8 protein-coding genes are annotated in these 13,346 nt (G+C 40.1%); 5 read left to right on the plus strand and 3 right to left on the minus strand.

Going from position 1 to position 13,346, the window contains the following annotated elements; genetic code table 11:
• Nucleotides 1-164: 164 nt before the first annotated feature.
• The gene (locus AACW45_RS00595) at nt 165-296 is read right to left on the minus strand and encodes a hypothetical protein (RefSeq protein ID WP_277880173.1); all 132 of its coding nucleotides are present in this window, start codon (nt 294-296) and stop codon (nt 165-167) included.
• Nucleotides 297-448: 152 nt separating this feature from the next.
• Here AACW45_RS00595 and AACW45_RS00600 point away from each other — a divergent pair, with 152 nt between their 5' ends.
• Nucleotides 449-1,228: an ABC transporter permease gene (locus AACW45_RS00600; protein ID WP_190627460.1), complete on the plus strand. Its 780-nt coding sequence runs from the start codon at nt 449-451 to the stop codon at nt 1,226-1,228.
• Nucleotides 1,229-1,298: 70 nt separating this feature from the next.
• On the opposite strand, the gene AACW45_RS00605 is transcribed toward AACW45_RS00600, so the two are convergent.
• Nucleotides 1,299-1,949: a pentapeptide repeat-containing protein gene (locus tag AACW45_RS00605; RefSeq protein WP_190626631.1), complete on the minus strand. Its 651-nt coding sequence runs from the start codon at nt 1,947-1,949 to the stop codon at nt 1,299-1,301.
• A gap of 490 nt (nt 1,950-2,439) precedes the next feature.
• Between AACW45_RS00605 and rpsB the strand changes: the two genes are divergently transcribed.
• From rpsB to AACW45_RS00625, 4 genes are all read left to right on the plus strand, one after another.
• Nucleotides 2,440-3,234 (plus strand): 30S ribosomal protein S2, encoded by a 795-nt coding sequence (gene rpsB, locus AACW45_RS00610; RefSeq protein WP_190538372.1) that lies wholly within the window; start codon nt 2,440-2,442, stop codon nt 3,232-3,234.
• Nucleotides 3,235-3,389: 155 nt separating this feature from the next.
• Nucleotides 3,390-4,334, plus strand: a complete 945-nt coding sequence (gene tsf, locus AACW45_RS00615) for a translation elongation factor Ts (protein WP_190626633.1) — start codon at nt 3,390-3,392, stop codon at nt 4,332-4,334.
• Nucleotides 4,335-4,755: 421 nt separating this feature from the next.
• Complete coding sequence (locus AACW45_RS00620) at nt 4,756-7,752, plus strand: two-partner secretion domain-containing protein (protein ID WP_190626635.1); 2,997 nt, start codon at nt 4,756-4,758, stop codon at nt 7,750-7,752.
• On the plus strand, nt 7,749-10,370 hold the full coding sequence (locus tag AACW45_RS00625) for a CHAT domain-containing protein (RefSeq protein WP_190626638.1): 2,622 nt from the start codon (nt 7,749-7,751) through the stop codon (nt 10,368-10,370). Before AACW45_RS00620 ends, AACW45_RS00625 begins: the two co-directional genes overlap by 4 nt.
• A 182-nt stretch (nt 10,371-10,552) precedes the next feature.
• Here AACW45_RS00625 and AACW45_RS00630 read toward each other — a convergent pair whose 3' ends face one another.
• Nucleotides 10,553-13,300: a CHAT domain-containing protein gene (locus AACW45_RS00630; RefSeq protein WP_190627462.1), complete on the minus strand. Its 2,748-nt coding sequence runs from the start codon at nt 13,298-13,300 to the stop codon at nt 10,553-10,555.
• Nucleotides 13,301-13,346: the final 46 nt, after the last annotated feature.

The following is a 13,346-nucleotide window of genomic DNA, read 5'->3' on the forward strand; positions in this document are numbered from 1 at the left end:
AAGTTAACAGTCAATAGTCAACAGTCAATAGTCAACAGTCAATAGTCAACAGTCAACAGTCAATAGTCAACAGTCAATAGTCAATAGTCAACAGTCAACAGTCAATAGTCAACAGTCAATAGTCAACAGTCAATAGTCAACAGTCAATAGTCAACAGTCAATAGTCAACAGTCAACAGTCAACAGTCTGATATTCTCGATTGTTTCTTTATCGGGAAGAGTACGTTTATTTCTAATTTGCTGTAATAGTTTGCTGATTGTCTCTAACCGAGAATTCCGGTAGAGACAATTTTTCATTCTTTATTTAAAATTTTGGCGTAGATGTGTTTTGGGTACCAATTGTCATTTGTCATTGGTCATTGGTCAGAGACGCGATGAATCGCGTCTGTACAATTGTCTTCCTTGTCCCCCTTGTCCTCCTTCCCTAGCCTCTAGCCCCTAATAATATGATGAATTTCAGTAGAATCTTTGTAATGGCGAGTAATGTGTTTCAGGAAGTGATACGCGATCGCATTTTATATATTATCGGTTTTTATACGCTCATTCTCGCCGCCGCAATGCGCATACTTCCAGAAATTGCAGCTAGTACTGAAGGCAAAATCTTCTTAGATTTTGGCATAGCTTTAATGGGCGTTATCGGTTTAATCGTTTCTGTGTTTGTCGGTACAGGACTCATCAACAAAGAAATCGAGAAACGCACCGTTTTAGTATTGATTGCTAAACCCATCAGTCGCAGTGAGTTTATTACTGGTAAATATTTCGGTTTATCAGCTGTGCTAGCTGTACTCGTCACGACTATGACGGTGATTTACTTAGGATTTCTCCAAATAGCATATATTCCCTATGGGATAGCTAGTATTTTAATAGCTGTCCTGTTTTTATTTCTGCAAATATCTTTAATTAATGCTGTCGCTATCAGCTTCGGTTCATTTACCAGTTCTTTGTTAGCGGTAATTTTAACCTTTGCTGTTTATTTAATGGGCAATATCTCCCAAGATTTATTAAAATTTGGTCGTCTCAGCCAGAATCCTGGGATTGAACATTTAACTCAAGCTTTGTATTTAATCTTGCCCGATTTATCAAGATTAGATTTAAAAAATCAAGCGGTTTATGGTTTGCAAGCATTACCTAGCGCACCTACATTAATTGCTAATGCTGGTTATGGTTTACTTTACAGTTCCATGCTGTTAGCGATCGCTATTTTGATATTCTCACGCCGCGAATTTTAATTATAGGCTAAGTAGCCAGGACTTTAGCCCTGGCTACAAACTGTGATGCACCCATAATTTAGATAATTCCTTAAATAAATGCTATTTGTGGTTCCTGAATTGTACCATCAGGCATAATTGCGTCCCGCAGTTTGGTATAAATTATTTTGCTTCCCCAAAGCCTAGCTTCAGTTAAATTAGCCGATGTTAAATTTGCCCATGTCAGGTCTGCACCAATTAAATTAGCATCAGTTAAATCTGCTTCTAATAAAATTGCACCACATAGCTTTGCCCCTGCTAGATTAGCGCGGATTAATTTCGCTTCAATTAAAGATGCTTCAATTAAACAGGCTTCACTGAGGTCAGCTTCGCTTAAATCAACGCCACACAAAGAAGCTCTAGAAAAATTAGTACCACAAAATTGCGATCGCCATAAAACTGCTCCACATAAATTCGCTTGTGTTAAATCAGCATCAATTAAATTCGCTTCTGATACCACAGCTTGCATTAAATTAGCCTCGCGCAGGTTAGCACCGATTAAAATAGAACCAGACAGATTAGCCTCGCGCAGGTTAGCACCCGTGAGCATAGAACCAGACAGATTAGCACCACGCAAATCTGCTCCTAAAAAGTTAACACCACTCAAATCAACTGCTCTCAGGTCAATTCCGCTTAAGTCGCATCCGCTAAAATCCCTACTGTGACTAAATATTAAGTCCTGTTTGTCAGCATAATTTCTCATGGTAGTACCTCAAGGTGTAAATTATGGCAACAGTCTATTGTGTAAGTTACTGTATATCGAGATTACACCCGAAAACCAGATATTTAGCAGATTAAATCGATAATAATTTCTGCAAAGATTCACCAAAAGCCCAAAAACAGGCTTTCAAGCCGTTTTTTAAACAAAAATTGCTGACATAAGTCAGGGAAATTTGATATATAAAAAATTGTTATTTAAATTACAGGGTATTGGGCAATTCAATTTTGGATTTTGGATTTGCAATTTTGGATTGGGTTTGAATTTAAAATCTAAAATCTAAAATCTAAAATTCCTTGTCCCCCTTCCCTCACCACTCCCAGTCTTACTCCCTAAATTCTCCACGAGCGTCCACAACGACCCAAATGTGTTACCCTAGTATGGCTCATTAATCTCGCACATCCAGGAGTTCGGGTGTTTCCCAATTGAGAAATACGCCTGGATGGAGGTTTAACCCGAATCGGAGTAAGAATATATGCCAGTCGTTTCATTGGCTCAGATGATGGAGTCAGGGGTTCACTTTGGGCATCAGACCCGCCGTTGGAACCCAAAAATGTCCCCGTACATTTATACTTCCCGCAATGGTGTACATATTATCGACTTGGTGCAAACTGCCCAGTTGATGGAAGATGCATATGCTTATATGCGTACACAGGCGGAACAAGGTAAAAAGTTCCTATTTGTTGGTACTAAGCGACAAGCAGCAGGAATCATTGCCCAAGAAGCTAGTCGTTGTGGTTCCCACTACATCAACCAACGTTGGTTGGGTGGAATGCTCACCAACTGGGCAACTATTAAAACCCGTGTAGACCGTCTCAAAGATTTGGAACGCCGCGAAGAAAGCGGAGCATTGGACTTGTTGCCGAAAAAAGAAGCTTCAATGTTACGCCGGGAAATGGCGAAGCTACAAAAATATTTGGGCGGGATTAAAACCATGCGGAAAGTTCCCGATGTGGTGGTAATTGTAGACCAACGCCGGGAGTATAACGCAGTTCAAGAATGTCAAAAATTGGGAATTCCCATTGTATCGATGTTAGATACAAACTGTGACCCCGATGTCGTAGATATTCCCATCCCAGCAAATGACGACGCTATCAGATCTATTAAGCTGATCGTCGGTAAATTGGCGGATGCGATTTATGAAGGTCGTCATGGTCAGTTGGATGCTGAAGAGGATTATGACGATTACGAAGGCGCTGAAGAAGACTATGACTATGACGACACTGAGTTGTCTGGTACATACGCAAGCGATGACGAAGACGAAGAATAATTAGTTAAACAATGAAGTATGAAAGGTTAAAAATAAAATTTCATACTTCATTACTTGACAATTGATCGTTTTTTGATCCCCAGCCCTGAGTAAGATAGAAATACTCAACACCCATGAGCGATTACAACTCGAGGTCAACTAGGAATTGAGGCAACATGGCGGCAATATCTGCAAAACTAGTCCAAGAGCTACGCCAAAAAACCAATGCTGGCATGATGGACTGCAAAAAAGCACTAACAGAAACTGATGGCGATATCGAAAAAGCCATAGATTGGTTGCGGCAAAAGGGCATCGCTAAAGGTGGTACAAAAGGCGATCGCGTTGCAGCTGAAGGTCTAGTAGACACTTACATAGAATCAGGTTCTCAAGTAGGTGTACTGATAGAAGTCAACTGCCAAACCGATTTTGTTGCCCGTAACGATGCTTTTAAGGCTTTAGTGAAAAATCTGGCAAAACAAGCGATCGCAGCTGATAGCGTTGAAGCTTTATTAGCTCAACCCTACACTGAAGATGCGAGTGTAACTGTCGATGAATTCATTAAGCAAACTATTACCCAGCTTGGTGAAAATATCCAAGTGCGCCGCTTTGTCAATTTTTCCATCGCCGAAGGCAAATCCGGTATAGTAGACAGCTATATTCACACTGGTGGTCGAGTTGGTGTATTAGTTGAAGTAGAATCTGAAACTAATGCAGTAGTTGGCGATGAAGAGTTCCAAACTTTAGCGCGGAACACTGCCATGCAAATAGCTGCTTGCCCCAACGTGGAATTTGTCAGTGTCAGCGAAATCCCGGCTGAAGTTGCTGAAAAAGAAAAAGAAGTAGAATTGGGGCGGGACGATTTAGCTAACAAGCCACAGAACGTCAGAGAAAAGATTGTTCAAGGACGGATTGAAAAACGTCTTAAAGAGTTGGCTTTGCTAGATCAGCCTTTCATTCGCGATCAAAGCATTTCTGTGGAAGACTTGGTGAAGCAAGTTAAGTCTAAACTAGGTCAAGACATCACAATTAAACGCTTTGTGCGCTATGTACTAGGTGAAGGCATTGAAAAGAAAGAAAGCAACTTTGCTGACGAAGTCGCTGCTCAAATAGGTGCTAAATAATTTAGTCATTCTTACAAAGTTCTGATCGCCGGAAGCCGGCGCTCAGACTTTGCGCTTTGTCATTTGTCATTTGTTCTTAGTATTAACAACAAATGACTAAAGATAAATAGCTTGTTAAAATACAGGTCAAGCAGACTCTGCTGACCTGTATTTTTTTTGAGAACTTTTATTTTGATACAGCATATTTCAAGTAAATGAGGTACGCGCTTCGGGGCATGGCAGTGCCAGTGCCCCTACAATAAACGATCATCTGTACCTCACCAACTGGCAATCTGCTGTAAATTCCGAGTTAATACTATAGTCCTAAACTATTTAGGGCTAAATTTTCGACTGCAATTAACAATTCAAAATTCAAAATTTAACAATAACAAATGACCAATGAAAATTGTACAGACGCGATTCATCGCGTCTCTCATGACCAATGATAAACCACTCACTATATCTACTGATGGGATTTTTGGCGATCGCCTTCTTCAACTATCCCGCAGTAGCCCAAATTACCAAAGATGATACTCTAGGTACAGAAAGTTCAGTAATTACACCCAATGTTACTATTAAAGGAGCGGCTGGCGATCGCATAGATGGCGGCGCAATTCGCGACACAAATTTATTTCACAGTTTTCAAGAATTTAATATTGAAGAGGGAAAAAAGGTTTATTTTGCCAATCCTACGGGAATTACTCAGATTTTTAGCCGGATAACGGGCAGTAATTCCTCAAATATTCTCGGCACTTTAGGCGTAGATGGCAATGCAAATTTATTTTTAATCAATCCTAATGGTATAGTTTTTGGGCGCAATGCCAAATTAGATATTAACGGTTCATTTATAGCAAGTACAGCTAGTAATCTTAAATTTGCTGATGGTTATCAATTCAGCACTGCTGTATCTTCCACAAAACCACTGTTAACTGTCAGCGCTCCCATTGGTTTACAATTTGGGGCGAATCCTGGAAGTATTGTTAATCGTGCAATTAATGGTTTGGAAGTTCAGCCAGAAAAAACTTTAGCTTTGGTGGGTGGTGATGTCATTCTCGAAGCGGGAATTGTCCGCGCAATTGATGGACGAATTGAGTTAGGGAGTGTTGCGGGTAATAGTTTAGTAAATCTCACACCCATAGTTACTGGCTATAGTCTTGGCTATCAAGGCGTGCAAGAATTCCAAAATATTTCTCTCTCACAACAAGCTAATGTTGTCACCAGTGGTAACACTGGCGACAACATTCAAGTACAAAGCCGTCGTTTGCAGATGAGCGATGGTTCTAAAATTCAAGTCAATACCTTAGGAACAGGAACAGATAGCAGTTTGACTGTGAATGCTGCTGATTCTATAGAAGTAATAGGAGCTGCAATTAATGGTCAGAATCTTAGCAGTATCGCCACTACGACTAATAGCACTGGGGATGGAGCTTCTTTAATTATTAATACTCCTGTGTTAAAAATTCGCGATGGGGCACAAGTTTATACTTTCACTAATAGGCAAGGAAAAGGCGGAAATTTGACCGTTAATGCGCCTAATTCCGTAGAATTAAGCGGCACAGGTCTATATCCTAGCGTGTTGATAGCTGTGACTCAAGGGCCAGGAAATGCCGGGACATTGACGATTAATACTCCTGTGTTGTTGATTCGTGATGGTGCAGAAGCTTCATCTAGCACCATATCAGATGGTCGAGGAGGAAATGTCATTGTCAATGCTTCGGAATTAATTCAAGTAATTGGTGTTTCTGCCAATAATAAGCCTAGTGCATTAATCGCTGTGACTCAAGGTCAAGGCGATGCAGGTTCCTTAACCATTAATACTCCTGTGTTACAAGTCTTGGATGGGGCGCAGGTTTCATCTTCAACTCGTTACTTCGGTAAGGGGGGAAATTTAACTGTAAATGCGACAAAATTAGTCCAAGTCAGAGGAATCGCAGCTAATGGTCAATCTGCTCTCTTAGTTTCGCAAACTGAAGGTAAAGGTGATGCAGGTTCTTTAACAATTAATACGCCTGTCTTTCAAATCTTAGATGGGGCGCAGGTGGGATCTGGTACTTTTGGCGCGGGTAAGGGAGGAAGCTCGACTATCAATGCTACTGAATTAGTCCAAATTCGCGGGACTACACCTAACAATCAGCGTTCCAGTGGCTTATTCGCTTCCACCAGACAAACAGGTGATGCGGGTTCTTTAACAATTAACACTCCTATATTGCAAATTTTAGATGGGGCGCTGATTTCCGCTAGCACTTTTGGTTCTGGGAGGGGAGGAACTGTAGCGGTTAATGCTTCTAAATCTGTAGAAGTAATTGGTACTTCCGCTAATGGTCTAAATCCTAGCAAAATAGACGTACAAGCTAACCGTAGAGCTACGGGAGACGCTGGCGCTTTAACTATCACCGCCCCTGTGTTACTGGTTCGGGATGGCGGACAAATTTCTACTAACACCTTTGGTTTGGGAAAAGCGGGAACTTTAACGATTAATGCTTCCCAATTAGTGCAACTTACAGGAACCTCAGCTAATCAGCAAATTTCTAGCGGTTTGTTTGCACAAACTGAAAATCAAGGCGATGGAGGTTCTTTGACGATGCAAACTCCTGAGTTACTAATATCTCAGGGAGCGCAGGCTACAGTTGGTAGTAAAGGGGAAGGAATTGCAGGTAATTTGAGCATTACCGCCGATAAAATCAGGCTGGATAATAGCAAGATTACAGCCCAAACTCGCTCGACAAATGGCGGTAATATCACTCTAGATATCAAAGACTTTCTATTACTGCGCCACAATAGCCAAATCTCGACAACTGCGGGAACTGCAAATGCTGGCGGGGATGGTGGAAATATTACGATTCAGGCTCCATTTATTGTCAGCGTTGCGCAAGAAAATAGCGATATCACCGCCGATGCTTTTCAAGGTCGAGGGGGAAAGATTAATATTTCTACTCAAGGCGTTTTTGGGTTGCAATTTCGCGAACGACAAACTGATTTAAGTGATATCACTGCGAGTTCACAATTTGGGGTTGCGGGTGTTGTAGAAATCAGCAATGCGGATGTCGATCCTTCTCAAGGCTTGACAGAATTACCCAAAGATGTTGTGAATGTGGCGGGATTAATTAATCAAAATCTTTGTGTAGCTGCGAGTCAGGGTAGCGAATTTATTGTTACAGGTCGTGGTGGTTTACCTGCTTCACCGCGCGAAGTCTTAAACCCAGACACAGCTTGGGAAGATTGGCGAATAGTACAACCAGAGGGTTTATCAACAACAGCAGCTATTACTAACCATCAGCAACAGCATCAACCAGATAATGCAGGGAAAATTGTGGAAGCGCAAGGTTGGGTGAAAGGGGGGGATGGTGCGGTGAGGTTAATTACTGAACCGGTGGTAGTTACGCCTAAAGGTGTTTGGTTAAATATTCCCAATTGTCAAGGGTTAAGGGAAAAAGCATGAAGTTTTGGCGGTTGATAATAATTGCTAGTTTGAGTTTGCTACTTAGCTTAGGTACCTCAACTTTATTTTCGCTGAAGGCTGAAGATTCTGCGATCGCACTTTTGCAACAGGGTAAAAAATATTATGATGCTCAACAGTTTGCCCAAGCTGCGCAAACACTGCAACAGGCGTTAAAGATTTCCCAAAATACCAAAGATATCCTTCAGCAAGCGCAAGCTTTAACTTTTACATCTTTAGCCCAGCAAAAACTCGGACAATGGCAACCAGCACAAGCAGCAATTAATCAAAGCTTGGCGTTATTAAAAGATTTACCACCCAGCCCCCAGGTTAATCAAGCCCGCGCCCAAGCCGAGAATGCGCAAGCACACTTACAACTAGCCACAGGTAATGGAGAAGCAGCTTTAGCAGCTTGGGAGAATGCAGAATTATTATATAGCCAAGCAGGCGATCGCACTGGCGTCATGGGTAGCCAGATGAATCAAGCTTTAGCGATGCAATCTTTAGGGCTGTATCGTCGTGCTAGCAAGATTTTAACGCAGCTAGAACAACAAATTAACCAACAACCAGATTCTGAGTTTAAGGTAACTGGTTTGCTCAATTTGGGTAATATTTACCGCCAAGTTAGGGATTTAGAACAATCTCAGAAGATTTTACAGACTAGTTTAGCGATCGCGCAACGAGTCGGCTTACCCCAAGCTGAAAGTCAAGTCTTACTCGCTTTAGGTAATACTGAGGTAGCTTTAGCTAGAAGCGCAAAAGCAGTTCAAGATACAGAAATTATTCAGCAATATATCAAACAAGCTTTAAATCACTATCAAAAAGCAAACCAAATTACTACTTCACAATTAATCAAAGTTCAAGCCAAGCTAAATCAAGTCGCTGTCTTAATTGAAAGCGAACAATTTTCATCTATTACTAATTTAATCCCAGAAATTACTACTGCTCTCCAGGAATTACCTCCTAGTCGCTCTGCTATTTATGCTCGTGTAAACTTTGCCCAAAACCTGATTAAATTAGATCCCAAATTCACCGAAATTCCGCATATATTAAATACGGCAATTTCTCAATCAAAAAATTTAGCAGATCAACGAGCAGAATCATACGCTCTTGGTATTTTGGGTGAATTCTATGAAAAGACATTTGTATGGGAAAAAGCACGAAAATTTACCCAATCTGCCTTAATAATTGCCCAAGCAAGTAATGCATCAGATATTGCTTATCAATGGCAATGGCAAATGGGCAGAATTCTCCAAAATCAGGCAGAAAAAACCAAAAATAACCGCGAAGCCAACCCCGAAGCGATTAAATATTACACTCAAGCTTTTAATACTCTCAAGGATTTACGCAGCGATTTAGTTGCTCTCAATCCAGAAATTCAATTTTCTTTTCGCGAAACTGTAGAACCTGTATATAGACAATTAGTTGATTTATTTTTGCGTTCTTCTGAACCCAGCCGAGAAGATTTGAAACAAGCTCGCAATATTATGGAATCTCTACAATTAGCTGAATTAGATAATTTCTTTGGCGATGCTTGCGCTAAACCAGTAGCAGTAAATATTGATGATTTAGACCCTAACGCCGCAGTTATTTATCCAATTATTTTACCAGATAGATTAGAGGTGATTATTAAATTACCTGGTGTTGATAATTTACGTCACTATGCCAATCAAAATGTTTCGCAAACTCAAGTAGATGCAGCAGTTCAACAAATGCGACAATCTGCTGAAAAAATAACTAGTAGCCTTTTTCGCTTTAAAAAACAATCTCAACAATTATATGACTGGTTAATTAAACCCTTTGAAACCGAATTAGAAATCACCAGCAATCGCGAACAAAGCCAAATTAAAAACTTAGTATTTATTTTAGATGGTTCGCTGCGAAATTTACCAATGTCTATGCTTTATGGCGGAAAAAAATACTTAATAGAAAGATATGCAGTCAGCGTCACCTCTGGATTACAATTACTAGAACCAAAACCTTTAAAAAGAGAAAATTTAAATGTTTTAATTGCTGGTGCTACTGATGCTCCTAGTTTCCAAAAAGCAGGTTTAGGAACTATAGAAAGTGTCGCTTTAGAATTAACAGGAATAAAACAAAGAGTTCCTAATAGCCAAATTCTAGAAAATAAAAAATTTATTCAAGAGAATATCCGGCAAGAAATTAATTCCCACCCTTTTAATGTTGTTCACTTAGCAACTCACGGTAAATTTAGTTCTAATCCAGAGGAAACCTATATTTTAGATTGGCAAGCCCAAATTCGCGTTAAAGATTTAAATGAATTACTACGTTTAGATTATTCCAGAATGCACAAGCCAATTGAATTACTAATTCTCAGTGCTTGTGAAACAGCTAAAGGTGATAATCGCGCTGCTTTGGGATTAGCAGGAATAGCAATTAGCGCTGGGGCACGTAGTACTCTCGCAGCAGTTTGGCAAGTTAACGATGCTTCCACGGCTGAATTTATGATTAGGTTTTACCAGGAACTTAGTAAACCTCAAATTACTAAAGCAGAAGCATTGCGTAATGTGCAATTAGCTTTTCTCCATCAATCTCCTAACACAGATTTTCATCGTCCCTATCATTGGGCATCTTTTATTTTGGTAGGGAATTGGTTGTAATAAGTAAAAGCGATGTAAATCTAAATAGCTGATGAAGGCTGTCAATAGTCAATAGTCAATAGTCAAAGATATAGACTTAAAAAACTCAGCGTACCTTTGCGTTAACCTTGGCGTACCTTTGCGTTTAAAAAAGATACCTTTGTACAAATGAATTTAATCACATTACTCTACCTCCAAAACAGTTATTGCCAATTACCTACTAATACATAAGGTGCCCAATAATATGGATGGGGAGGAAGATTTTTTAACTCAGGGAAAGTTGGATTCGATTTTAAAGACTCTAAAAGCGATAATTGAGCCTTTCTTAGCGCTTGTATTTGTTTAGTTCCTGGCTGCTTTAAGTGTTGGTAAAACTCACCCATAAATACTGCTGTAGAAGTATCGCCTACAGGCCAAAGACTTGCAAGTGTACTACGCGCGCCTGAACGCACAGCCATACCAGCTAAACCTAAAACAGCGCGTTCGTCACCAGTAGCGGTTTCGCAAGCACTCAGCACTAATAGTTCTACTGTTGTACCTGTTTCTTTCAACAAATTACTCAATTCATCAATACTAATACTTTGACCATCGCCGGTAATAATAAAATTACGCAGGGGATTTGAACTAAATAATCCATGTGTTGCTAAGTGAACTACAGGGTAATTCTGTTGTAAATTTTTCTGGATTGTTTTAGCAGTAAACTCTTGATTGAGTAACTTCTGGGAACCAGGAAAGGTTTGTTTAATTTGCTCTAATTCCTTGGGTACATTAACTAGTGCGGCAAAAAATTCGCCTTGAACTTTAATTTGTTCGCTGACTCCAGCCGCTAATACTTTCAAATTTTGTCTTTGCAGTTTTTGTGGTGAAATTAATTGCAAACTAGGAACCAGAGCAACGCTATATTTTTCAATGAGATATTTTTGTCCATCGTACAGGGCTGCTATGGGTACTCGCTGCAATCTGCCATTTAAGACGAAGACTAAATTTTGAATTTGGTTGCTGTTGAACTGATTCTCGAAAGGTTTAATTAACCAGTTATAAACTTCTGCAAAAATTGGTAACAGTGTCTCAATATTTTCTTTTAATTCTCTGGGGTTCGGGTTAGATGTGGAGAAAATATTCCGAGCAGAGTTATTAATACTGCTGTTATCTAAATAATCATAAAGTCGGTCTAAAGTTTCATTAACTGCTGATTCTTGAATGGGAATTTTGACTTCTTGTAAGGGTTTTCCAGCTAAAGAAAGAATGACTTCTATCCTATCTGGTAAAACAATGGGATAAATAACGGCGGCGGAGGGGTCAATATTATCAATTTGTACTGCTACATTTGTAGTTTCAGAACAGGGATCTTGAAAGAAGTTATCTAATTCAGCTAATTGTAGAGATTCGATAACTCTCCGCGCTAATTCTAAACGATCTTGAGCTTTTTTCGTCTCAGCTTTTTGCCGATTAAGGTTAGGATTGGGAACGATGAGGTAGTTTAATTCCTCATTGCTCAAATTTGATTTTAAGAGCAAATCAACTAATTCTAGATAGACAGGTTTAACTTCTTGGATAAAGTCAAATTGAACGTCCTGGTTATTAGCATTTAAATCACTACGTAGAGATTGCAGTGTATTAAATGCGGCGGTGTAGGCTGCGATCGCGCCTTTGGAATTGCCCTGCTTTCTAAGTAAACCGCCTAATTGCGATTGCCATAAATAAGTAATTTCCCTAGCATCACCAGTAATATTTTGCTCTTGGGATAACAGCAGTGCTTGCTGCGTCAGCTGAGTTGCTTGAGTTAATTCACCTTGTTGGCGGTAAAATTTCCCTAAATAACCAAGGGCGTAGGTTTCGGCTCGTTTATCTTGTAAAGTCCGCGCCTGTTGTAGTGCATTCTTGAGTAAAGATTCTACCTCTGATGTTTGGGTGCTTTGCAGCAGAGATTCAGCATAGTTAATCTGAGCATAAATTCCTGCACGATTGGGTGTCAAAGTCGCCAACTGAGAAGGAATTTGATTTTGCAATGTTTGCGTATCTTGGCTCAACTGCGATTGTAACTGCGAGTTAAAATCTTGAGCGCGTTGAATTAATTTCGCTTCCGAAAATCTCGTCCAAGAAGCAATACGGCGGTTGGTTTGTTCGTTCCACCATTTTTGCGTTTCTAGTAATAGCTGAAAATGATTGAGTTGGGCTTGAACTTTAGCAATTGCTGGTACTGAAGCTATATTTGCTGCTTGCTGATAGTAATTAACAGCTTTTTGGTAAGGTGCTAGTGCATCAACAACAGATTTGCGATCAATAATTTCTGTAACTACATCATAATCCCAGCGATCGCGGATTTGGTTACCTAATGCCCGTTCGGTATTACCTAAACTCAATAGCACAGCGCTTTTTGCTGGCGATTCAGGAAGCGACGATAAACTTAACTGCAAAATTTCCTGGGACTTTTGCAATAAACCTTGTCTGCGCAGTACATCACCCAAACTCTGTAAACCAATGGCTTGAGTACGAGTTAAGGAATCAGGTTTTTGAGTCAGATTTTTTTGCAGTTGCTCGATTTGGCTTGCGCTACAGTTAGGGTTAGGAATCGCAAAAACCTGAAGTAAAGTCTTGCAGGCTTTGGGATACAGCCCTAAATCTTGTAAAGCTTGAGATTTATTAATCAGGCTTTTCGTCATCCCCTCGCGATCGCCTATTTTCTCATAAGACTCAGCCGCTTGTTGCCATAACTGCGCTGCTGCTTCCAAATCTCCAGCATTGTAGCGGCGTTCCCCATCCCGCGCTAAGTCTAAAGCGCCACCATCAGCATTCTGCTGGGGACAAGGAGACGCTGAAGAACAGCTTTGATTAGATACAGCTTGTAAATTAAGAGAATGCGACCAAGCGGGGATAGTAATAGTCGATAACAGCCCCAATAAGCCGGAAAAAATCAATATTAATAAACGACGGTATTTTTTATAAATCATTTTAGTCAATAGTCAGTGGTCAGTTGTCAGTTGTCAGTTGTTCCCC

It is taken from the genome of Calothrix sp. FACHB-168, assembly GCF_963889195.1.
Taxonomy (GTDB): domain Bacteria; phylum Cyanobacteriota; class Cyanobacteriia; order Cyanobacteriales; family Nostocaceae; genus Aulosira; species Aulosira anomala_A.

Excerpts from the sequence above, each read along its gene's own strand:
- AACW45_RS00630 (WP_190627462.1), bottom strand. The coding sequence starts at position 13,300 with ATGATTTATAAAAAATACCGTCGTTTATTAATATTGATTTTTTCCGGC.
- AACW45_RS00620 (WP_190626635.1), top strand. The coding sequence starts at position 4,756 with ATGATAAACCACTCACTATATCTACTGATGGGATTTTTGGCGATCGCC.
- AACW45_RS00605 (WP_190626631.1), bottom strand. The coding sequence starts at position 1,949 with ATGAGAAATTATGCTGACAAACAGGACTTAATATTTAGTCACAGTAGG.
- AACW45_RS00625 (WP_190626638.1), top strand. The coding sequence starts at position 7,749 with ATGAAGTTTTGGCGGTTGATAATAATTGCTAGTTTGAGTTTGCTACTT.
- rpsB (WP_190538372.1), top strand. The coding sequence starts at position 2,440 with ATGCCAGTCGTTTCATTGGCTCAGATGATGGAGTCAGGGGTTCACTTT.
- AACW45_RS00595 (WP_277880173.1), bottom strand. The coding sequence starts at position 296 with ATGAAAAATTGTCTCTACCGGAATTCTCGGTTAGAGACAATCAGCAAA.
- AACW45_RS00600 (WP_190627460.1), top strand. The coding sequence starts at position 449 with ATGAATTTCAGTAGAATCTTTGTAATGGCGAGTAATGTGTTTCAGGAA.
- tsf (WP_190626633.1), top strand. The coding sequence starts at position 3,390 with ATGGCGGCAATATCTGCAAAACTAGTCCAAGAGCTACGCCAAAAAACC.